Consider the following 20,016-nt stretch of genomic DNA (forward strand, 5'->3'; position numbering starts at 1 on the left):
GTTGTCGAACCCCTGTCCTGCCTGGTCTACAGGCGTAGGAAAAGTCCTACAGGGCTTTCTGACTGTCTCGTTCAATCATTGATTTTAGCCAATGCTGCAGGTTCCGTTGATTGTGTGCGAAGCCAGGAACAAGGCGCCCGGACCAGCCCGGGTTCTCCCTATCTTGAGAGCATGGGTAGAATCGGGTTTTTGCTCCCCTTGGATGAAGGAAGGCCAATGGCTCTGCCCTACAGTGCGCGCAGTCGCGCTATCGAACCTTTCCATGTCATGGCCTTGCTGGCCCGGGCCAACGAACTGCAAGCCGCCGGACACGATGTGATCCACCTGGAGATCGGCGAACCGGACTTCACCACCGCCGAACCGATCGTCCAGGCCGGCCAGGCGGCCCTGGGTGCCGGCAAGACCCGCTACACCGCGGCCCGTGGCATTCCCGAGCTGCGTATGGCGATCTCCGGTTTCTATCGGCAGCGTTATGGCCTGGACATAGACCCCGAGCGGATCATGATCACTCCCGGCGGTTCCGGCGCCCTGCTGCTGGCCAGCAGCCTGCTGGTGGACCCTGGCAAGCACTGGTTGCTGGCGGACCCCGGCTATCCTTGCAACCGGCATTTCCTGCGCCTGGTGGAAGGCGCCGCGCAACTGGTCCCGGTCGGCCCCGATGTGCGTTACCAACTGACTCCGGACCTGGTGGAGCGCTACTGGGACCAGGACAGCGTCGGCGCCCTGGTGGCGTCCCCGGCGAACCCCACCGGTACCGTGCTCAGCCGTGACGAATTGGCGGGGCTGTCCGCCGCGATCAAGGCGCGCAACGGGCATCTGGTGGTGGATGAGATCTACCACGGCCTGACCTACGGCACCGATGCGGCCAGCGTCCTGGAAGTGGATGACAGCGCTTTCGTCCTGAATAGTTTTTCCAAGTATTTCGGCATGACCGGCTGGCGCCTGGGCTGGCTGGTGGCGCCAGAGGCTGCCATCGGTGAGCTGGAGAAACTGGCGCAGAACCTCTACATCAGCGCCCCCAGCGTCGCCCAGCATGCCGCCCTGGCCTGTTTCGAGCCTGCGACCATCGACATCCTGGAGCAGCGGCGCGCCGAGTTCGGGCGGCGTCGCGACTTCCTGCTGCCGGCCCTGCGTGAGCTGGGCTTCGGCATCGCCGTGGAGCCAGAGGGCGCGTTCTACCTGTATGCCGATATCAGCGCCTTTGGTGGCGATGCCTTCGCCTTTTGCCGGCACTTCCTGGAGACCGAACACCTGGCCTTCACCCCGGGCCTGGACTTTGGGCGTTACCAGGCCGGGCACCATGTGCGTTTCGCCTACACCCAGAGCCTGGAGCGCCTGCAGGAAGCGGTGGCGCGAATCGCTCGTGGCCTGCAGAGCTGGCAAGGCTGATGCGCTTCGATCCTCCCCTGGAAGAGGGGCGCCTGCTGCGCCGCTACAAGCGCTTTCTGGCCGATATCGAGACGCTCCACGGCGAGCAGATGACCATCCATTGTCCCAATACCGGCTCGATGCTCAACTGCATGGTCGAAGGCGGGCAGGTGTGGTTCAGCCGCTCCAACGACCCCAAGCGCAAGCTTCCGGGGACCTGGGAAATCAGTGAAACCCCGCAGGGGCGGCTGGCCTGCGTGAATACCGGGCGGGCCAACCGCCTGGTGGAGGAAGCGTTGCAGGCCGGGGTGATCGAGGAGTTGCGCGGTTTCACCGGGCTCAAGCGCGAGGTGGCCTATGGGCAGGAGAACAGCCGAGTCGATTTTCGCCTCGACTATCCCTATGGCTCGGCCTTCGTCGAGGTCAAGAGCGTCACCCTGGGCTTCGATGGTTCGTCGGTCGCGGCCTTTCCCGACGCGGTGACCCTGCGTGGCGCCAAGCACCTGAGGGAGCTGGCGGCCCTGGCTCGCGACGGTGTCCGGGCGGTGCAGTTGTATTGCGTCAACCTGTCGGGCATCGACGCGGTGCGCCCGGCCGAGGAAATCGATCCGGGTTATGCCGCGGCGTTACGCGAGGCAGTGGCGGCCGGGGTCGAGGTGCTGGCCTATGGCGCCAGCCTGACGGCCGAGCAAGTCTGCATCGACCGGCGCCTCGAGGTGCTGCTCTAGAGATCGATCCAGATCCCCTGGCTGTCCTCGCGGCAGTCGATGGCTTGCAAGAACTGGCCGGCGCAGGGGCCGGCCACGCATTCGCCACTTTCGATCAGGAACAGTGCGCCATGGGTGGCGCACTGGATCAGGCTGCGGCTGGGGTCCAGGAACTGGTCGGGTTGCCACTCCAGGGGCACTCCACGATGTGGACAGCGGTTGCTGTAGACATAGGCCTGGCGGTCGCGGCGCACGGCCAGGAGCTTCACGCCCTCGATCTGGAATCCCCGGCTGCTGGCCTCGGGAAGGTCGCTGCCGGTGCAAAGAAACTTCATGCTCATCCTCTGGCTCCGAAGGCCCTGGCGTCGGCCTGTCACGGGTTTCCTGCGGTTACAGGAGCGAATGCGCCGGCGCTTGACGGTCAAATGAAAACAATTATCAAATGGCCGTCTCGCTCGCTAAGGGGCGCTTGCTCATTTCGATGCCTGGCCAACCAGGCGTGTCACATGGACAGCCGCTTCTCGGGCCTCACTTCTATAAAGGAAACGTTCTATGCGCCTGACTGCCAGCGCCTTTGCGCTCTGTGCCGGATTGCTGGTGAGCCACTGGGCCGCCGCCGAGGAGTTGCCGCAGCGTTGGGTCAGTGCCGGGGGCGCCTTGTCCGAGTGGGTGAGTGCCCTGGGCGCGGAGTCGAAGCTGGTCGGCGTCGACACTACCAGCCAGCATCCGACTTCGCTCAAGGCGCTGCCCAGCATTGGCTACCAGCGCCAGCTGTCGGCAGAAGGCGTCTTGAGCCTGCGGCCCCAAGTGCTGGTGGGAACCGAGGAAATGGGGCCGCCGCCGGTGATTTCGCAGATTCGCGGTTCGGGCGTTCGGGTCGAGATGTTTTCCGCCCAGCCGGACCTGCCCACCTTGCAGGGCACCCTGCAACACCTGGGACAGTTGCTCGGGCGTGAACAGCAGGCCGGGCAGCTGTTCCAGCGTTATCAGCAGCGACTCGACCAGCAACGGGCCTGGATCGCCCAGGCCCAGGCCCAGCAACCTGCGCCCGGAGTCTTGCTGGTACTTGGACATGCCGGCGGCAAGCCTTTGATCGCTGGCAAGGACACCGCGGCAGACTGGCTGCTGCAACAGGCTGGCGGGCGGAACCTGGCGATCCACAGCGGCTACAAGCCGTTCTCGGTGGAGTCCCTGGCTGGGCTGAGCCCGGAGGTGCTGGTGTTCTCCGATCGCAGTCTGAGCGGTGAGGCGGCGCGCGCCGCGCTGTTCAAGGAAAACCCGGCACTGGCGGCCACCAAGGCGGTCAAGGCCGGACGAGTAGTGGAACTGGATCCGACTCTCTTGGTGGGAGGGCTCGGCCCACGCCTGCCTGACAGCCTGAAGCAACTATCGGCGACCTTTTATCCACAGGCCCAGCCGGCCCAATGAGTCGCCTGGTCCAGCCGCGCACGCTGTTTCTCGGCCTTGGGTGCCTTTGCCTGGTGGCCACTTGGCTGTCCCTGGCCCTGGGGCCGGTGAGCCTGCCGCTGTTCGATACCCTGCGTGCGGCCCTGCGGATGCTCGGCCTGCCGATCGACGGCCAGGGCCTGGAGCAGGCTGAGCTGATTCTCGGCCAGATCCGCCTGCCCCGGACCTTGCTCGGCCTGGCGGTCGGAGGTGTCCTGGCCTTGTCCGGCGTGGCCATGCAGGGCCTGTTCCGCAATCCCCTGGCCGACCCCGGGCTGGTGGGCGTCTCCAGCGGCGCGGCGCTGGGCGCGGCCATCGCCATCGTCGGCGGCGCGATGTTCGCAGGCCTGCCGGAGGCCGTCGGTCCTTACCTCCTGTCGTTGTGTGCCTTCCTCGGCGGCCTGGGGGTGACGGCGCTGGTCTATCGCCTGGGCCGGCGCAATGGCCAGACCCACGTGGCGACCATGCTCCTGGCGGGGATCGCCCTGACCGCCCTGGCCGGTTCTGCCGTGGGGCTGTTCACCTACCTGGCCGATGACGCCACCTTGCGTACCTTGACCTTCTGGAACCTGGGCAGCCTCAACGGTGCCAGCTATCAGCGGCTGTGGCCGTTGTTGCTGGTGACCCTGGCTGTCGCACTGTGGTTGCCGCGGCGGGCCAAGGCCCTGAATGCCCTGTTGCTGGGAGAGTCGGAAGCCAAGCACCTGGGGGTCGATGTCGAAGGGCTCAAGCGTGAACTGGTGTTCTGCACTGCCCTGGGCGTCGGCGCTGCCGTCGCGGCGGCGGGCATGATCGGTTTTGTCGGCCTGGTGGTGCCGCATCTGGTGCGCCTGCTGGCGGGGCCGGACCATCGGATCTTGCTGCCAGCGTCGATCCTCGCGGGCGCTAGCCTGTTGCTGCTGGCCGATCTGGTGGCGCGCCTGGCATTGGCTCCGGCGGAGCTGCCCATAGGTATCGTCACCGCCTTTCTCGGCGCCCCCTTCTTTCTATATCTGTTGCTACGAGGGCGCGCCTGATGTTGCGAGTCAAGAACCTGCATGTACGGCGCGGCGGCAAGGATGTGCTGACCGGTATCGACTTGCAACTGGCGCCCGGTGAGGTGCTGGGGGTGCTGGGGCCCAATGGCGCGGGCAAGAGCAGCCTGCTCGGTGCCTTGAGTGGTGAGCTGGCGGCTCACCAGGGGCGAGTATTGCTGGACGAGCGCGAGCTGGCGCAATGGGACGGTGTCCAGCGTGCCCGGCGCCTGGCCGTGTTGCCGCAGGCATCGAGCCTGGATTTCGCCTTCCGGGTCGAAGAGGTGGTGGGCCTGGGGCGCCTGCCTCACCAGAGTGGTCTGCTGCGTGACCAGGAGATAGTGGCAGCAGCCCTGGAGGCAGCCGATATCGCGCATCTTGGAGGGCGCAGCTACCTGGCCCTGTCGGGCGGGGAGCGCCAGCGGGTGCACCTGGCCAGGGTCCTGGCGCAATTGTGGCCGGGCGAGCCAGGGCACAGCCTGTTGCTCGATGAACCTACCTCGGCCCTCGATCCGTTGCACCAGCACGTCACCTTGCAGGCCATCCGCGCGTTCGCCGATCGTGGCGTGGCGGTGCTGGTCATCCTCCATGACTTGAACCTGGCCGCTCGTTATTGTGACCGGGTGCTGTTGCTCGAAGGCGGCCGACCGCATTCCATGGGCGTTCCGGCCGCCGTGCTGCGCGCCGAACCGCTTAAGGCGGTATTCGGCCTGGAGGTGCTGGTGCGGGAGCATCCGGAGCGCGGGCATCCGTTGATCATCGCCCGCTGACGGGCAACCTGGAGGCGTTCCGATGCGTTCGTTGCTACTTCTGCTGGTGTTGTCACTGGCGGGCTGCCAGACCTCGGCCCCGATCCTGCCGCCTCCCGTGGCGACGCCTGTGGGCAGCATCGTCGACCTGCGCAATGGTCGAATACTTGCTCCCGAAGAGCTGGCGGTGCTGTTGGGCCAGGCATCACGGGTGATCGTCGGCGAGCAGCACGACAACCCCGAGCACCACGCCGTGCAATTGTGGTTGCTGCGTTCGATGGCCGTGCAACGGCCCCAGGGCAGCTTGCTGCTGGAGATGCTCAACCCCGATCAGCAATCCCACGTGGATGCCAGCAAGGCGGCAGTTGGCACGGGGCGTTGGCCTGATGACCTGCCTGCTGCGCTGGCCTGGCAGCCCGGCTGGGACTGGAGCCTCTATGGCCCGTTAGTGGGGTATGCCTTGAAGCAGCCTTATCCGCTGCTCTGTGCCAACCTGGATCGCCAGGAAGTGCGTGATATCTATGCCAAGGCGCCATCGCTGTCCGGCTCCCGGGTCAATGACAACAGGGTAACCACGACCTTGGCCGCACAAATTCGCGAATCCCATTGCGGTCTACTGCCACAAAGCCAGGTGCCGGCCATGCTGGCCGTACAGCAGCAGCGTGATCGGCGCATGGCCGAGCGCCTGCTCGCGGCACCGGCTCCTGCCTTGTTGTTTGCTGGTGCGTTCCATGCGCGCAAGGATCTGGGCGTGCCCTTGCATCTGGCCGACCTTGGGCATCCGCAGGAAGTGCTGGTGTTGATGCTGGCGGAGCGTGGCAACTCGGTGGATCTGGCCAATGCCGACCTGGTCTGGTTCACCCCGCCCCAACCCGAACGCGATTACTGCGCACCGTTGAGGCATTGAGCGAAGGTTTTTCGCAGGCAAAAAAAGACCCGGCAGAGCCGGGTCAAATAACCGTGATTAGCCTGATGAGGAGATAATCTGAGAGTCCGAACCACTGGTCTTCCAGGTTATCGGCTGATCTCGCGACCAGCTGTGGTAATCATAACGATTCTCATTTCGATGTCAACGTGATGATTTCCAGTTTTTGCATATTTCGCTAAACGCTCGTTTGAATCGTCCTCCGGATTCGGGCTTATTCGCGATTGCCGAGGGCCTTGAGCCGGATCACTTCCCGGTTCAACAGGTTGATGCGCCGGGCCATGCTTTCGATCAGGCTATGGGCTACTCGTGGATTGCTCTGGGTCAGGCTGAGGAACTGATCCCTGGGAATCAGCATCACGGTGGTCGGTTCGCTGGCGATCACGCTGGCGCTGCGCTTTTCACCGGTGAACACCGACATGGCGCCGAAGATCTCGTCCTTGGGCACGTCGCCGACCTTGTGCCCGTCGACGAAGGCCTGGGCATGCCCCTCGACTATCACGAAGACATGGTCCGCCTCATCGCCCTGGGCGATCAGCACTTCGCCTTGCTGTACGCGCTTGAAGCCATTATGACTGCGCAGCTCCGGCGGTTTCAGGCGGACAACGGCATCCGAGAGCAGGGCGGTTTGGCCGATCAGGTATTGCAGCAGCAACTCCGAGCGCTGTTCATCAGCATGGATGTGCCGGAACACATCTGCCCTCAGGTACGGAATCAGTTGCAAGGGCGCGTCGCAGCCAAGCAGCCAGTGGGGCTGCTCGAGGCCCCGACGCAGTCCCACCAGGTCGCCTTCGTGCAGGTAGAACAGTGGACGATCCTCGACGCTCGCCTGGATCACACCGCTTTCCAGCAGGTAGATCTGATGGCCGGGCAGGGCGCCTGAAAGGTCCGCCATGGCCGGCAGTTCCAGTGTCGGGCCGCAGGGCGCCAGGCCTTCGAGCAGTTGCGGCGGAATGTTCTGCAGGCGATTGATCAAGGCATCGGCGTAGGCCGGCTGCTCTCCCAATAGATACATAGAAGTGTGCCAATCAGTTTTTTGGACGGGTGGAAATGGCATCCAGCTGCTTGTTCAGGGCTTCCTTGCGTTCGGCGGGGAGGTCGTTCCAGTGCATGTCCATCAGCGCGCCCTCGATGGCATAGAGCAAGACCTTCGAAGCACGAAAACCCCGGGTGCGCACGGCCCGGTATGCGTCCACCGCTCCCAGGCGACGCAGGTCCGAAGCACTATGGATGCCCACTGCATGCAGCCACTGCGCGGATGTCTTGCCGAGGTTCTTCAGGTGTTGCAGTTCATCATTCATCAAGCCTCCTGGCGATGGCCGAATGGTGAGTGGGCAGCTTCAAAGGAGTGTAGCGCTCAGCAGAAAACGCGCTGTGCGTTGGTCGGGTTCGACGCAAATGCTTCTAAGGCGGGTCAGTTCATCGTTGGAGCGGAGGGGAGTTCGCGACGCAGTACGGCAGGGGAAGGAGCGAGGGCATATCCGGCGCAGGGCGATGCGCCGGATATGCAGAGAGGAACCTCAGCGGGTGTTGTAACGCAGGCGGGTGCCGAAATTGACCGACATCAGGATCTCGTCGGCAGTCAGCTCCACGGGGAAGTAGGCCCCGGAAATCTGCGCGTGGGCAAGGCTTGCGCCTTCCATCGAGGCGTTTCGAAGATCCAGGCCGCGCAGGTCGGCAGAGCGGAAATAGGCGTCGGTGAAATCGATGCCGGTGGCGTTCAGTTCGCGCAGGTCGAGACCGCGGAAGTCGCCGCCACGCATGTCGATGGGTTGATCCTTGGGGCGCTCACGGTTGAAGCCCGTGATGTCGTCCTTGTGCAGTAGAGCGTAAAGCGCAGTGTCGAGAAGTTTGGGTTGGCTCATGGCGACGTCACCGGCGGTGGATTTATGACGCCAGTATAGTGCCACTGTTTTTCAGCCGTGAAGTCTTTGCCACTTCACGACTGAAAGAGTGACTCAGAGACCCGGCAGGCGCTGGCGAATATTGGCGACCAGGACGTCCAGGCTACCGCTTTCGTTGGTCTCGACGCGCTTGCTGCGCAGCAGTTCCTCTTCTGTCAACGCCTCGCGCGTGGCTTGCTGCTCGGCGATCACCGCTAGGGTAGCGTCCGATGGATCGTTCTGGTCGGCCTGACGTTGCTCGAGCCAGCTGGCGATGACCGCCTGTGGGGCGTTGCAGTCGATGATCAGGCATGGCGTGCCGGTGGCTTCGGCAACCTTGGCGGCGGCGTCACGCTGGGCACGCTTGAGGTAGGTGGCGTCGATGACCACGGGGAAGCCGGCACGCAAGATGACTTCGGCGATTTCATGCAGGCGCTCATAGGTCGCGTTGCTGGCATCGTTGCTATAGATGCCGGCATGCAGGTCATTGGCTCCCTGCTGCTCGCCGAACAGGCGCTTGCGTTCGACGTCGGAGCGCAGCCGAACGGCGCCCAGGGCATCGACCAGGCGCATGGCCACATGGCTCTTGCCTACCGCCGAGACGCCGGAGGTGATGGCCAGGAAGCGCGATGGAATGGTGCTGTAGCTTTCCGCCAGGTTGGCGTAGTTGCGGTACTGGCGCAGGGTGGTGGCGCGCTGAACTGCGGTGGCGTCGGCCGGCATGCTGAACAGACTGACCTTGGCCCGTACCAGGGCGCGGTAGGCCTTGTAGAAGTTGAGCAGTTCCAGGCCCTGGTAGTCGCCGGTCAGTTCCAGGTACTGGCTGACGAAACGTCGCGCCAGGCTCTTCAGGCCACGGTCTTCCAGGTCCATGGCGAGGAAGCCGGTGTCGGCGTACACATCGGTAAAGCGGAAGGGCTCGTTGAATTCGATGCAGTCGAAGATCACCACGTCGCCATCGATGAGGGTGGCGTTGCCCAGGTGGATATCGCCGTGGCATTCGCGAATGAAACCATCGTTCTTGCGCTGGGCCAGCAGGGGCTTGAGGCGTTCGAAGCTGGTTTCGGCCCAGGCTTCCAGGGCCTCGAGTTGCTGCAGGTCGGCCTTGTCGCTGAGGAATGGGCGGATCTGCTCGAAGTTCTGGCGCACCGGCGCCATCACACTGTCCGGGGTTCCGGCTTCATGATCGGCGGGAACCTGGGGAGCGCTGAGGTGGAACTGGGCGATCTGCCGGGCCATCTGGTCGATGTGCGCAGTGGTCAGTTCGCCATTGGCCTGCAAGGTGCTCAACAACTGGCTCTGGGGGAACTGGCGCATTTTCAGCACATAGTCGACCACCGGGCCGCTACCGCCCAGTTCCGGGGTCTCGACACTGCCAGTGACTGGCAAGACCTCCAGGTACAGGTCCTGGGTCAGGCGCTGGTTAAGACGCAGCTCCTCGGCGCAGAAATGCTCCCGGGCTTCCAGGCTGGTGAAGTCCAGGAAGCCGAAGTTGACCGGCTTCTTCACTTTATAGGCGAAGGGGCCGGTGAGGATCACCCAGGAAATATGGGTTTCGATGACCTGGAATCCGTCTACCGGATGCGGGTACAGAGCTGGGTTTTGCAAGGCGGCGATCAGTGACTGGCTCACAGGCGGTCCTTCAGGGTCGGAAAATCGAGGGCGTCATTATGGCCGCTGTGGGCGTCATGGCAAACCTCGCTGGCGCATGTTGATGATGAATCAAAGTGCGTATAATCCGCCGCCATGACTCGTACCCGATCCCCTCGTTCTGCAAAAAAATCTCCCTCTGGCGGCCTGCGTCCCTGGCTGGGCTGGGCGCTCAAGCTCAGTCTGGTGGGCCTGGTGGTGCTGGCCGGCTTCGCCGTCTACCTCGATGCCGTGGTCCAGGAGAAGTTCTCCGGCAAGCGCTGGACCATTCCGGCCAAGGTCTATGCGCGCCCGCTGGAGCTGTTCGTCGGACAGAAGCTCAGCAAGGACGACTTCCTCACGGAGCTCGATGCCTTGGGCTATCGCCGTGAAAGCGTTGCCAATGGCCCCGGCGCGGCTTCGGTCAGCGGCAATACAGTTGACTTGAATACCCGAGGCTTCCAGTTCTATGAAGGACTGGAGCAGGCGCAGCCGGTGCGCGTGCGTTTCTCCGGCGATTACGTGGCCGAACTGTCCGGCAGCAAGGGCGCGAAACTGGCGGTGGTACGTCTTGAGCCCCTGTTGATTGGTGGCCTGTATCCCAAGAACCTCGAAGACCGGATCCTGATCAAGATCGACCAGGTTCCGCCGTACCTGCTGGAAACCCTGGTGACCGTCGAGGACCGGGACTTCTACTCGCACTTTGGGGTCTCGCCCAAGTCCATCGCCCGGGCGATCTGGGTCAACACTTCGTCGGGCCAGATGCGCCAGGGCGGTAGCACCCTGACCCAGCAATTGGTGAAGAACTTCTTCCTGACCAACGAGCGCAGCCTGTCGCGCAAGCTCACCGAGGCCATGATGGCCTTGTTGCTGGAGCTGCATTACGACAAGCGCGAGATCCTCGAGGCCTACCTCAACGAAGTGTTCGTCGGCCAGGATGGCCAGCGCGCGGTGCATGGTTTCGGCCTGGCCAGCCAGTTCTTCTTCAGCCAGCCGCTGTCCGAACTCAAGCTGCATCAAGTGGCGCTATTGGTGGGCATGGTCAAGGGACCTTCCTATTACAACCCGCGGCGTTATCCGGAACGTGCTCTGGAGCGGCGTAACCTGGTGCTAGATCTGCTGGCTCAACAGGGCGTCGCCACGCCAGAGCAGGTCGAGGCAGCGAAGAAGATGCCCCTGGGCGTGACCAAGCGCGGCAGCCTGGCAGACAGTTCGTTCCCCGGCTTCCTCGACCTGGTCAAGCGCCAGCTGCGCGAAGACTATCGCGATGAAGACTTGACCGAGGAAGGACTGCGGATCTTCACCAGCTTCGATCCGATCCTGCAAATGAAGGCCGAAGCCTCCGTCAACGACACCTTCAAGCGCTTGTCCGGACGCAAGGGTTCGGATGAGGTCGAGGCGGCGATGGTGGTGACCAACCCGGAAACCGGTGAAGTCCAGGCGATGATCGGTAGTCGCCAGGCCGGTTTCGCCGGATTCAACCGAGCCCTGGATGCCGTACGTCCGATCGGCTCGCTGATCAAGCCGGCGGTCTACCTGACGGCCCTGGAGAAGCCCAGCCAATACACGCTGACCAGCTGGCTTTCGGATGAGGCCTTCTCGGTCAAGGGCGCGGATGGCCAGGTGTGGAAGCCGCAGAACTATGATCGGCGCAGCCATGGCACGGTCTTCCTGTACCAGGGGCTGGCGCATTCCTACAACCTTTCCACGGCCCGGCTCGGCCTGGAAGTGGGCGTGCCGAATGTCTTGAAGACGCTCGGGCGCCTGGGGGTAACCCGGGAATTCCCGGCATTCCCATCCATGCTGCTGGGCGCTGGGGGCATGAGCCCGATGGAAGTGGCCACCATGTACCAGACCCTGGCCAATGGCGGTTTCAATACGCCGATGCGCGGGATTCGCAGTGTGCTGACCGCTGAGGGCGAGCCGCTCAAGCGCTATCCGTTCCAGATCCAGCAGCGTTTCGATGCGGGCTCGATCTACCTGATCCAGAGCGCCATGCAGCGAGTCATGCGCGAGGGGACCGGGCGCTCGGTGTACAGCGTGCTGCCCAGCAGCCTGACGCTCGCCGGCAAGACCGGTACCAGTAACGATTCCCGCGACAGCTGGTTCGCCGGGTTCAGCCAGGACCTGCTGGCAGTGATCTGGCTTGGCCGCGACGACAACGGCAAGACGCCGTTCACGGGAGCCACCGGCGCCCTGCAGGTGTGGACCAGTTTCATGCGCAAGGCCGATCCGCTGCCGCTGGACATGCCGCAGCCGGACAACGTGGTCCAGGCCTGGGTCGATTCACGTACCGGGCAGGGCTCCGATGCCAACTGTCCGGGGGCTGTGCAGATGCCGTATATTCGCGGCAGCGAACCGCCTCCCGGCGCTTCCTGCGGTGGCGAAAGCCCGGCAGGTGGCGAGTCGGTGATGGATTGGGTCAAGGGCTGGATGAACTAAGCGATGAGGATTTGACGTGAACAAGTGGTGGGTTCCAGCTATTACAGCTCTGGCGTTGCTCAATGGTTGCGCCAGCGTGCAGCGCGGCTCGATTCCCGTCGTGGACTCGGGTACAGCCGTGTCCAACAATGAGCGGATTTCCGCTACCGGAGGTTTCCGCCAGACGACGATCAAGCGTCCGGCGCAGGCCCAAGCCCAGACTATTCCCCAGGATTCGGGCGTGGTGGTCATGGTACCGGGTGGTGGCGCGACCACCTCGACACCGATCAGCACTTCGCCGATCACCCCGGGCCCGGTTTCTTCCGGTCCCATTACACCTGGGCCTGTGGATGGTTCGAGCTACCAGCCAGCACCGATCAACCAGGGCAGCTACAACATGCCCTCGGCTCCAAGCGGCATTCCCTCGGCCCGTTCCGGTGGCCTGTCGGCGGACGAGCAGTTGGATGGCCCGGTACTGGCGTTGCTCACGACCGCTCAGCAGCAACAGTCCAGTGGTGACCTGAACGGCGCTTCTTCCAGCCTCGAGCGCGCGCAGCGAGTGGCTCCCCGGGAACCGCAAGTGCTGTATCGCCTGGCCCAGGTGCGCATGGCCCAGGGCGATGCCCCACAAGCCGAACAGTTCGCTCGCCGTGGCCTGAGCTTCGCCAATGGCCGCCCTGACCTTCAAGCCAGCCTGTGGGAGTTGATCGCCCAGGCGCGTGATAAGCAGGGGGATGCCGCCGGTGCAGCCCAGGCTCGCCAGAAGGCCCGGGTGTCGCTGTGATGGACGTACGTTTTCCCAAGATCGCCGAACAGTTGCTGTTGATCGAGCGTGAACTGCGGCTTCAGGGGCTATGGGGGGATGAGTCTCCCAGCGCCGAAGCCCTGGCCAGCACCCAGCCGTTCGCCGTGGATACGCTGGAGTTCGAGCAGTGGCTGCAATGGATCTTCCTGCCGCGCATGAAGATGATCCTTGAACAGGACCTGCCGCTGCCCAATGCTTCCGGGATCCAGGAGATGGCCGAGATGGTGTTCTCCAGCCGCTCGATGCAAGGGCGTGATCTGCAGCTGCAAGTGCTGCTCAAAGAGTTCGATCAACTGATCGTCGCCACTCGCTGAAACAAGGCTGCCAGGAGCCTCCTGGCAGCCTCTAGCCCGCCACTTCTGCGTGCATCCCCGTGCCGGGTCGACCCATGATTGGGTCGCATGCTCCCGATCTCTGTTCCTGCCGTGGCCAAGGCCTCTGCCTAGTCCGACTTGGATGGTGCTCGAACGGCAAAGTCAAGGTTCGTATTTCTGAGATTCTTGCGGAAAAACGCGCAATTGAAGCGTAAATTTACCCTGGTTTTGGGCTATTTATTGCGTTTTAGTGAGCGTAGTTCGAATTAGCTATATAGACAGCTTGACTTGCCGAGGGCGAAACAGAAGAATCCAAAGTCCGCTGTAGAGGGACTGCCAGAAGCAGACCCGCTCAGCAGATCATGAGGTGCACATCCGCACCGAAGTGCTACACCCGCAACGCGTTACCTCGCGCTGGGTGGGAAATCCCCGCAACACTTTGGGGCATTCCCAATGCTTGCTCAGTCAGTGCTGACGTAGTCGGCGACCACCGTCGCTCATGCTCTGCTGAGAAGTAAACCTATTAAGACCCGCTCCCTTTTGAGGGCGGTATTCTGGCGTTTTAGAGGTGAACAACGTGGAGCTTTTATCTGGCGGTGAGATGCTCGTCCGCTTCTTGCGTGACGAAGGCGTCAAATATATCTACGGGTACCCAGGTGGTGCTCTCCTTCATGTTTACGATGCCCTGTTCAAGGAACCGGAAGTTACCCACATCCTGGTTCGTCACGAACAAGCGGCTACCCATATGGCTGACGGTTATGCCCGTGCCACCGGCAAGGCCGGCGTGGTCCTGGTGACGTCCGGCCCGGGCGCGACCAATGCCATTACCGGTATTGCCACCGCCTACATGGACTCGATTCCGATGGTGGTCATTTCTGGCCAGGTGCCCAGCACCATGGTCGGTACCGACGCGTTCCAGGAAACCGACATGATCGGTATCTCCCGGCCGATCGTGAAGCACAGCTTCATGATCAAGCACGCTTCGGAAATTCCGGAAGTCATGAAGAAGGCCTTCTATCTGGCGCAATCGGGTCGTCCTGGCCCGGTGGTGGTCGATATCCCCAAGGACATGACCAACCCGGCTGAAAAGTTCGAATACGTTTTTCCCAAGAAGGCCAAGCTGCGCTCGTACAGCCCAGCCGTTCGTGGTCACTCCGGACAGATTCGCAAGGCGGCGGAGATGCTCCTGTCGGCCAAGCGTCCCGTGCTGTATTCCGGCGGTGGCGTGATTCTCGGCGGTGGTTCCGCCGCGTTGACCGAGCTGGCCAAGATGCTCAACCTGCCGGTCACCAACACCTTGATGGGCCTGGGTGCCTATCCGGGGACCGATCGGCAGTTCGTCGGCATGCTCGGCATGCATGGCAGCTATACCGCCAACCTGGCCATGCACCATGCCGATGTGATCCTGGCCGTGGGTGCGCGCTTCGACGACCGGGTCATCAACGGTGCGCCGAAGTTCTGCCCGAACGCCAAGATCATCCATGTCGATATCGACCCGGCTTCGATCTCCAAGACCATCAAGGCCGACGTGCCGATCGTGGGCCCAGTGGAGAGCGTCCTGACCGAAATGGTCGCGGCCCTCAAGGAAATCGGCGATACCCCGAACAAGGATACGGTCGCCAGTTGGTGGAAGCAGATCGACGAGTGGCGCGGTGACCGCGGCCTGTTCCCTTACGACAAGGGTGACGGCAGCATCATCAAGCCACAGACCGTGATCGAGACCCTCTGCGAAGTGACCAAGGGCGATGCCTTTGTGACCTCCGACGTGGGCCAGCACCAGATGTTCGCGGCGCAGTACTACAAGTTCAACAAACCCAACCGGTGGATCAACTCCGGTGGCCTGGGCACCATGGGCTTCGGTTTCCCGGCGGCCATGGGGGTCAAGTTGAGCTTCCCTGATAATGATGTCGCCTGCGTCACGGGTGAAGGCAGTATCCAGATGAATATCCAGGAGCTGTCCACCTGCCTGCAGTACGACCTGCCAGTCAAGATCGTCAACCTGAACAACGGCGTGCTGGGTATGGTTCGCCAATGGCAGGACATGAGCTATGGCAGCCGTCATTCGCACTCCTACATGGAATCGCTGCCTGACTTCGTCCGGCTGGTCGAGGCCTACGGTCACGTGGGTATCCGCATCACCGACCTGAAGGACTTGAAGCCGAAGATGGAAGAAGCGTTCGCCATGAAGGATCGCCTGGTGTTCCTCGATATCCAGGTCGATACCAGCGAGCACGTCTATCCGATGCAGATCAAAGACGGCTCCATGCGCGATATGTGGCTGAGCAAGACGGAGCGTACTTAATATGCGGCACATCATCTCCTTGCTTCTGGAAAACGAACCGGGCGCCCTGTCTCGTGTTGTCGGCCTGTTCTCTCAGCGCAACTACAACATCGAAAGCCTGACTGTGGCGCCAACCGAAGACCCGACCTTGTCGCGCTTGACCCTGACTACCGTCGGTCATGACGAGATCATCGAGCAGATCACCAAGAACCTGAACAAGCTGGTCGAGGTGGTCAAGCTGGTGGATCTGTCGGAAAGTGCCCACATCGAGCGTGAGCTGATGTTGGTCAAGATCAAGGCGACCGGTGCCCAGCGCGCCGAGGTCAAGCGCACCACCGATATCTACCGTGGGCAGATCGTTGATGTCAGCGCTAGCGTGTATACCGTTCAACTGACCGGTACCAGCGACAAGCTCGACAGCTTCATTCAATCGATCGGTACCGCATCGATTCTGGAAACCGTACGCAGTGGCGTCACCGGGATTGCCCGTGGCGACAAAGTACTGAGCATCTAATTCAAATTAGCGAATGGCCGGAACGGCCTGACATAGGGGAAGTTCATGAAAGTTTTCTACGATAAAGACTGCGACCTGTCGATCATCCAGGGCAAGAAGGTTGCCATCATCGGTTACGGTTCCCAGGGTCACGCTCAAGCTTGCAACCTGAAAGACTCCGGCGTCGACGTGACTGTCGGCCTGCGTAAAGGCTCGGCCACCGTTGCCAAGGCCGAAGCCCATGGCTTGAAAGTTGCCGACGTGGCTACTGCTGTCGCCGCTGCCGACCTGGTCATGATCCTGACTCCAGACGAGTTCCAGGGCGCCTTGTACAAGAACGAAATCGAGCCGAACATCAAGAAAGGCGCCACCCTGGCCTTCTCCCACGGTTTTTCGATCCACTACAACCAGGTAGTTCCTCGTGCCGACCTGGACGTGATCATGATCGCGCCGAAAGCCCCGGGTCACACCGTGCGTTCCGAGTTCGTCAAGGGCGGTGGTATCCCTGACCTGATCGCCATCTACCAGGATGCTTCGGGCAATGCCAAGAACGTCGCCCTGTCCTATGCCGCAGGTGTAGGTGGTGGCCGTACCGGCATCATCGAAACCACCTTCAAGGACGAGACCGAAACCGACCTGTTCGGCGAGCAAGCCGTTCTGTGTGGCGGCACCGTGGAACTGGTCAAGGCCGGTTTCGAAACCCTGGTCGAAGCCGGCTACGCGCCGGAAATGGCCTACTTCGAATGCCTGCACGAGCTGAAGCTGATCGTTGACCTCATGTACGAAGGCGGTATCGCCAACATGAACTACTCGATCTCCAACAACGCCGAGTACGGCGAATACGTGACGGGCCCAGAAGTCATCAACGCCGAATCCCGCCAGGCCATGCGCAACGCCCTGAAGCGCATCCAGGACGGCGAGTACGCGAAGATGTTCATCAGCGAAGGTGCTACCGGCTACCCATCCATGACCGCCAAGCGTCGTAACAACGCCGCTCACGGCATCGAGATCATCGGCGAGCAACTGCGTTCGATGATGCCGTGGATCTCTGCCAACAAGATCGTCGACAAAACCAAGAACTAAGTTCGAGTCTTGTCAGGGAAAACGCGGCCTAGGCCGCGTTTTTTCGTTTGCGGGGATAGGTTCTGGTATAAAGCAGGCTCCTTTGTGGCCGAACCGTGGCCCGGGGTATCTGTCGAAACTTTTCACACCGTTGCAAGGTAATGTCCATGAGCGAACGTCCCGAAGAGCCAAACCAGGCCTCTGACGCCGAAAGCCTGCTACCGATCGATGAGCATGTCGAAGAAGGACATGACGCTGAAGGCCGTAAAGTCCGGCATCGTGGTATCTATCTTCTGCCGAATCTGTTCACCACTGCGAACCTGTTCGCGGGGTTCTATTCCATCATCAGCTCCATGAGCGCCCAGAGTGCCCTGAGTGCCGGGGATGCTGCCGGAGCGAGCAAGTATTTTGCCTTTGCTGCCATCGCGATTTTCGTTGCCATGGTGCTTGATGGCCTGGATGGCCGCGTAGCCCGGATGACCAACACTCAGAGTGCGTTCGGTGCCGAGTACGATTCCTTGTCGGACATGGTGGCGTTCGGCGTTGCCCCGGCGTTGCTGGCCTTCGGCTGGGCGCTGGGCGACATGGGCAAGGTTGGCTGGATGGTCGCCTTCATTTATGTAGCCGGTGCCGCATTGCGCCTGGCACGTTTCAATACTCAAGTGGGGACGGCCGACAAGCGTTACTTCATCGGCCTGGCCAGTCCGGCGGCTGCGGGTGTGGTGGCAGGTATCGTCTGGGCCTTCAGTGACTATGGTATCCAGGGGTCGAAGATGTCGTTCCTGGTGGCCCTGATGGTGGCGGCTGCCGGCATGCTGATGGTCAGCAACATCAAGTACAACAGCTTCAAGGATCTCGATCTCAAGGGCCGGGTGCCGTTCGTGGCCATCCTGGCGGTGGTCCTGGTCTTCGCGGTGGTGTTCAGTGATCCGCCCCGGGTACTGTTGCTGGTGTTCCTGGCCTATGCGGCTTCCGGTCCGATCCAGTACCTGCTGCATCTTCGTCGCCGCAATCACATCGAGTGATGTAATTTCCCCCATACTCCGCAGTCTATTGGTGCATCTGTCCTCCAATACTGCGGAGTTGTCATGCTGCTCAAGTTCCCCAAGTCTTCCGATTGCAAAGCGTCGGATATCACTCCTGAATCCTTTTACCTGTCGCGACGCGCCCTGTTGGGTGGCACCGTTGCAGGTCTCGCCGCGGCTGCGTTGCCTCGTTGGGGCAGGGCGGACGAGGCGGTGCGCTATGCCGATGTCGACCCGGGGCAGGCTCCTTCCTGGTTCACGGAGAAACTACCGGCCACTCGCTGGCAAGCGGTGGTTGCCCAAGGGGAGACGATCACTCCCTTCAAGGATGCGACCCACTACAACAACTTCTACGAATTCGGCACTGATAAAGGTGATCCCGCCGCCAATGCGGGAGCTCTGAAGACTGAGCCTTGGAGCGTGGTAGTGGATGGCGAGGTAGCCAAGCCGGGTCGTTACGCGCTCGAGGACTTCATCAAGCCTTACCAGTTGGAGGAGCGTATCTATCGACTGCGTTGTGTCGAAGCCTGGTCGATGGTGATCCCCTGGATCGGCTTTCCCGTTTCTGCGCTGCTCAAGCAGGTCGAGCCCACCAGCAAGGCCAAGTTCATTCGCTTTGAAACCTTGCGTGATCCCGAGCATATGCCGGGGCAGCGCTCCGGGTTTGCCTTGATTGATTGGCCTTATGTCGAAGGACTGCGGCTCGATGAGGCGATGAATCCGTTGGCGATCCTGGCGGTGGGAATGTATGGGCGGGAGTTGCCGAACCAGAACGGCGCACCGCTGCGGTTGGTCGTGCCCTGGAAGTATGGCTTCAAGAGCGTGAAGTCTATCGTGCGCATCAGCTTGGTCAGTGAGCAGCCCAAGACGACCTGGCAGAGTATCGCCGCTAACGAATACGGCTTTTATGCAAATGTGAATCCGACGGTCGACCATCCCCGTTGGACCCAGGCGCGAGAGCGGCGCCTTCCCAGTGGGCTGTTCAGTCCGAATGTCCGCGAAACCCAGATGTTCAATGGCTATGGGGAAGAGGTCGCTTCTTTGTATAGCGGGATGGATCTGAGGAAGGATTACTGATGCGTCATTCGCTCTGGCGCATCGGTGTCTTCATTGCAGGCGCGATATGGCCCATGTATTGGTTGTATGAGGCTTGGGCTTCGCTGTTGGGGCCCGACCCGGGCAAGGTCCTGGTCGATCGGCTGGGGTTGGGAGCCCTGGTGTTTCTGTTACTCACGTTGAGCATGACGCCACTGCAGATGCTGACAGGTTGGTCGGGTTGGATCGCTGTGCGACGGCAGTTGGGATTATGGTGCTTTGCTTATGTGGCGCTGCATTTGACTGCCTATGGCGTTTTCATACTGGGGTTGGACTGGTCGCAACTTGGCGTGGAGTTGCGCAAGCGGCCTTATATCCTTGTCGGTAGTTTGGGGTTCATCCTTCTGCTGTCGTTGGCGGTAACATCCAATCGCTACAGCCAACGACGGTTGGGAGCTCGCTGGAAGAAGTTGCATCGCTTGGTCTATTTCATTCTTGGGCTTGGGTTGCTGCATATGTTGTGGATCGTTAGGGCCGATTTGAAGGAATGGGCCATCTACGCGTCTTTGGGGGCAGTATTAATGGTGCTGCGCCTGCCCTCCGTGGCTCGGCGTATTCCTCGGCTTATGATTGGAAAAGCATCTTCTGCAAGAAAAGCGTAATTAGTGCTTGACGGCAGATTCTACAGGTCTATAATTCGCCCCACTTCCGGCGCAGTCGAAACGGAAAACTCCTTGAGATTCAACGAGTTACGAAGATTTCGACAGCGGTCAGGCTTCAGTCCATCGAAGCCCGAAAGGAGCTGATAAGGCAGCGAAAGTGGCCTTGTTAGCGTTTCGATCCTCTCGGTCGAAAGCGGT

20 protein-coding genes are annotated in these 20,016 nt (G+C 61.6%); 15 read left to right on the forward strand and 5 right to left on the reverse strand.

Features of this window, described 5'->3' with window-relative positions:
* Positions 1 to 216 precede the first annotated feature (216 nt).
* Positions 217 to 1,389, forward strand: coding sequence for a pyridoxal phosphate-dependent aminotransferase (locus AC3WK8_RS30675; protein ID WP_103326360.1), 1,173 nt, complete (start codon positions 217 to 219; stop codon positions 1,387 to 1,389).
* Positions 1,389 to 2,096 carry a DNA/RNA nuclease SfsA gene (sfsA, locus tag AC3WK8_RS30680; protein ID WP_085600561.1) on the forward strand — a complete coding sequence of 236 codons (708 nt, stop codon included), beginning with the start codon at positions 1,389 to 1,391 and terminating at the stop codon, positions 2,094 to 2,096. The genes AC3WK8_RS30675 and sfsA overlap by 1 nt, the downstream gene beginning before the upstream one ends.
* Here the strand turns inward: sfsA and AC3WK8_RS30685 are convergent.
* Positions 2,093 to 2,410 (reverse strand): Rieske (2Fe-2S) protein, encoded by a 318-nt coding sequence (locus AC3WK8_RS30685; RefSeq protein WP_085600586.1) that lies wholly within the window; start codon positions 2,408 to 2,410, stop codon positions 2,093 to 2,095. The genes sfsA and AC3WK8_RS30685 overlap by 4 nt on opposite strands.
* Before the next feature lie 217 nt (positions 2,411 to 2,627).
* On the opposite strand from AC3WK8_RS30685, the gene AC3WK8_RS30690 reads away from it, so the two are divergent.
* The 4 genes from AC3WK8_RS30690 to AC3WK8_RS30705 are packed head-to-tail and all read left to right on the forward strand — an operon-like array spanning position 2,628 to position 6,190.
* Positions 2,628 to 3,503: a heme/hemin ABC transporter substrate-binding protein gene (locus tag AC3WK8_RS30690; protein WP_103326359.1), complete on the forward strand. Its 876-nt coding sequence runs from the start codon at positions 2,628 to 2,630 to the stop codon at positions 3,501 to 3,503.
* 50 nt (positions 3,504 to 3,553) lie between these two features.
* On the forward strand, positions 3,554 to 4,537 hold the full coding sequence (locus AC3WK8_RS30695; RefSeq protein ID WP_178088062.1) for a FecCD family ABC transporter permease: 984 nt from the start codon (positions 3,554 to 3,556) through the stop codon (positions 4,535 to 4,537).
* A complete protein-coding gene (locus AC3WK8_RS30700; protein ID WP_103326357.1) occupies positions 4,537 to 5,304 on the forward strand; it encodes a heme ABC transporter ATP-binding protein in 768 nt (255 codons plus the stop codon). The genes AC3WK8_RS30695 and AC3WK8_RS30700 overlap by 1 nt, the downstream gene beginning before the upstream one ends.
* A gap of 22 nt (positions 5,305 to 5,326) precedes the next feature.
* On the forward strand, positions 5,327 to 6,190 hold the full coding sequence (locus AC3WK8_RS30705) for a ChaN family lipoprotein (RefSeq protein WP_103326356.1): 864 nt from the start codon (positions 5,327 to 5,329) through the stop codon (positions 6,188 to 6,190).
* A 232-nt stretch (positions 6,191 to 6,422) separates the two neighbouring features.
* Here AC3WK8_RS30705 and AC3WK8_RS30710 read toward each other — a convergent pair whose 3' ends face one another.
* The 4 genes from AC3WK8_RS30710 to AC3WK8_RS30725 form a co-directional block, all read right to left on the reverse strand.
* A complete protein-coding gene (locus AC3WK8_RS30710; RefSeq protein WP_103326355.1) occupies positions 6,423 to 7,223 on the reverse strand; it encodes a Crp/Fnr family transcriptional regulator in 801 nt (266 codons plus the stop codon).
* 13 nt (positions 7,224 to 7,236) lie between these two features.
* Positions 7,237 to 7,509: a TfoX/Sxy family protein gene (locus tag AC3WK8_RS30715; RefSeq protein ID WP_085600571.1), complete on the reverse strand. Its 273-nt coding sequence runs from the start codon at positions 7,507 to 7,509 to the stop codon at positions 7,237 to 7,239.
* A 219-nt stretch (positions 7,510 to 7,728) separates the two neighbouring features.
* The gene (locus tag AC3WK8_RS30720; RefSeq protein ID WP_022641006.1) at positions 7,729 to 8,073 is read right to left on the reverse strand and encodes a pentapeptide repeat-containing protein; all 345 of its coding nucleotides are present in this window, start codon (positions 8,071 to 8,073) and stop codon (positions 7,729 to 7,731) included.
* A 93-nt stretch (positions 8,074 to 8,166) separates the two neighbouring features.
* A complete protein-coding gene (locus AC3WK8_RS30725; RefSeq protein WP_085600573.1) occupies positions 8,167 to 9,723 on the reverse strand; it encodes a bifunctional aminoglycoside phosphotransferase/ATP-binding protein in 1,557 nt (518 codons plus the stop codon).
* A gap of 114 nt (positions 9,724 to 9,837) precedes the next feature.
* Between AC3WK8_RS30725 and mrcB the strand changes: the two genes are divergently transcribed.
* The 9 genes from mrcB to msrQ all read left to right on the forward strand — a co-directional run bounded on the left by mrcB (position 9,838) and on the right by msrQ (position 19,818).
* Positions 9,838 to 12,162 (forward strand): penicillin-binding protein 1B, encoded by a 2,325-nt coding sequence (gene mrcB, locus AC3WK8_RS30730; RefSeq protein WP_085600575.1) that lies wholly within the window; start codon positions 9,838 to 9,840, stop codon positions 12,160 to 12,162.
* A gap of 16 nt (positions 12,163 to 12,178) precedes the next feature.
* A complete protein-coding gene (locus tag AC3WK8_RS30735) occupies positions 12,179 to 12,925 on the forward strand; it encodes a tetratricopeptide repeat protein (RefSeq protein WP_053138727.1) in 747 nt (248 codons plus the stop codon).
* Positions 12,925 to 13,260 carry a YqcC family protein gene (locus AC3WK8_RS30740; protein ID WP_053138724.1) on the forward strand — a complete coding sequence of 112 codons (336 nt, stop codon included), beginning with the start codon at positions 12,925 to 12,927 and terminating at the stop codon, positions 13,258 to 13,260. Before AC3WK8_RS30735 ends, AC3WK8_RS30740 begins: the two co-directional genes overlap by 1 nt.
* A gap of 577 nt (positions 13,261 to 13,837) precedes the next feature.
* Entirely contained in the window at positions 13,838 to 15,562 is a 1,725-nt protein-coding gene (locus AC3WK8_RS30745) for an acetolactate synthase 3 large subunit (protein WP_085600588.1), read from the forward strand.
* A 1-nt stretch (position 15,563) separates the two neighbouring features.
* Positions 15,564 to 16,055 carry an acetolactate synthase small subunit gene (gene ilvN, locus AC3WK8_RS30750; RefSeq protein ID WP_011063488.1) on the forward strand — a complete coding sequence of 164 codons (492 nt, stop codon included), beginning with the start codon at positions 15,564 to 15,566 and terminating at the stop codon, positions 16,053 to 16,055.
* A gap of 45 nt (positions 16,056 to 16,100) precedes the next feature.
* Positions 16,101 to 17,117, forward strand: coding sequence for a ketol-acid reductoisomerase (ilvC, locus tag AC3WK8_RS30755; protein WP_022641000.1), 1,017 nt, complete (start codon positions 16,101 to 16,103; stop codon positions 17,115 to 17,117).
* Between the two features lie 146 nt (positions 17,118 to 17,263).
* The gene (gene pssA, locus AC3WK8_RS30760; RefSeq protein WP_053138721.1) at positions 17,264 to 18,121 is read left to right on the forward strand and encodes a CDP-diacylglycerol--serine O-phosphatidyltransferase; all 858 of its coding nucleotides are present in this window, start codon (positions 17,264 to 17,266) and stop codon (positions 18,119 to 18,121) included.
* Positions 18,122 to 18,184: 63 nt separating this feature from the next.
* Entirely contained in the window at positions 18,185 to 19,198 is a 1,014-nt protein-coding gene (gene msrP, locus AC3WK8_RS30765) for a protein-methionine-sulfoxide reductase catalytic subunit MsrP (protein WP_103326354.1), read from the forward strand.
* Positions 19,198 to 19,818: a protein-methionine-sulfoxide reductase heme-binding subunit MsrQ gene (msrQ, locus tag AC3WK8_RS30770; protein WP_103326353.1), complete on the forward strand. Its 621-nt coding sequence runs from the start codon at positions 19,198 to 19,200 to the stop codon at positions 19,816 to 19,818. Before msrP ends, msrQ begins: the two co-directional genes overlap by 1 nt.
* Positions 19,819 to 20,016: the final 198 nt, after the last annotated feature.

It is taken from the genome of Pseudomonas sp. FW507-12TSA, assembly GCF_058781435.1.

What these genes read in the sequence shown, in the direction of transcription:
- AC3WK8_RS30740 (WP_053138724.1), top strand. Translation starts at nt 12,925, where the DNA reads ATGGACGTACGTTTTCCCAAGATCGCCGAACAGTTGCTGTTGATCGAG.
- mrcB (WP_085600575.1), top strand. Translation starts at nt 9,838, where the DNA reads ATGACTCGTACCCGATCCCCTCGTTCTGCAAAAAAATCTCCCTCTGGC.
- AC3WK8_RS30685 (WP_085600586.1), bottom strand. Translation starts at nt 2,410, where the DNA reads ATGAAGTTTCTTTGCACCGGCAGCGACCTTCCCGAGGCCAGCAGCCGG.
- msrQ (WP_103326353.1), top strand. Translation starts at nt 19,198, where the DNA reads ATGCGTCATTCGCTCTGGCGCATCGGTGTCTTCATTGCAGGCGCGATA.
- ilvN (WP_011063488.1), top strand. Translation starts at nt 15,564, where the DNA reads ATGCGGCACATCATCTCCTTGCTTCTGGAAAACGAACCGGGCGCCCTG.
- AC3WK8_RS30675 (WP_103326360.1), top strand. Translation starts at nt 217, where the DNA reads ATGGCTCTGCCCTACAGTGCGCGCAGTCGCGCTATCGAACCTTTCCAT.
- AC3WK8_RS30720 (WP_022641006.1), bottom strand. Translation starts at nt 8,073, where the DNA reads ATGAGCCAACCCAAACTTCTCGACACTGCGCTTTACGCTCTACTGCAC.
- AC3WK8_RS30715 (WP_085600571.1), bottom strand. Translation starts at nt 7,509, where the DNA reads ATGAATGATGAACTGCAACACCTGAAGAACCTCGGCAAGACATCCGCG.
- AC3WK8_RS30710 (WP_103326355.1), bottom strand. Translation starts at nt 7,223, where the DNA reads ATGTATCTATTGGGAGAGCAGCCGGCCTACGCCGATGCCTTGATCAAT.
- AC3WK8_RS30690 (WP_103326359.1), top strand. Translation starts at nt 2,628, where the DNA reads ATGCGCCTGACTGCCAGCGCCTTTGCGCTCTGTGCCGGATTGCTGGTG.
- msrP (WP_103326354.1), top strand. Translation starts at nt 18,185, where the DNA reads ATGCTGCTCAAGTTCCCCAAGTCTTCCGATTGCAAAGCGTCGGATATC.
- sfsA (WP_085600561.1), top strand. Translation starts at nt 1,389, where the DNA reads ATGCGCTTCGATCCTCCCCTGGAAGAGGGGCGCCTGCTGCGCCGCTAC.
- AC3WK8_RS30705 (WP_103326356.1), top strand. Translation starts at nt 5,327, where the DNA reads ATGCGTTCGTTGCTACTTCTGCTGGTGTTGTCACTGGCGGGCTGCCAG.
- pssA (WP_053138721.1), top strand. Translation starts at nt 17,264, where the DNA reads ATGAGCGAACGTCCCGAAGAGCCAAACCAGGCCTCTGACGCCGAAAGC.
- ilvC (WP_022641000.1), top strand. Translation starts at nt 16,101, where the DNA reads ATGAAAGTTTTCTACGATAAAGACTGCGACCTGTCGATCATCCAGGGC.
- AC3WK8_RS30700 (WP_103326357.1), top strand. Translation starts at nt 4,537, where the DNA reads ATGTTGCGAGTCAAGAACCTGCATGTACGGCGCGGCGGCAAGGATGTG.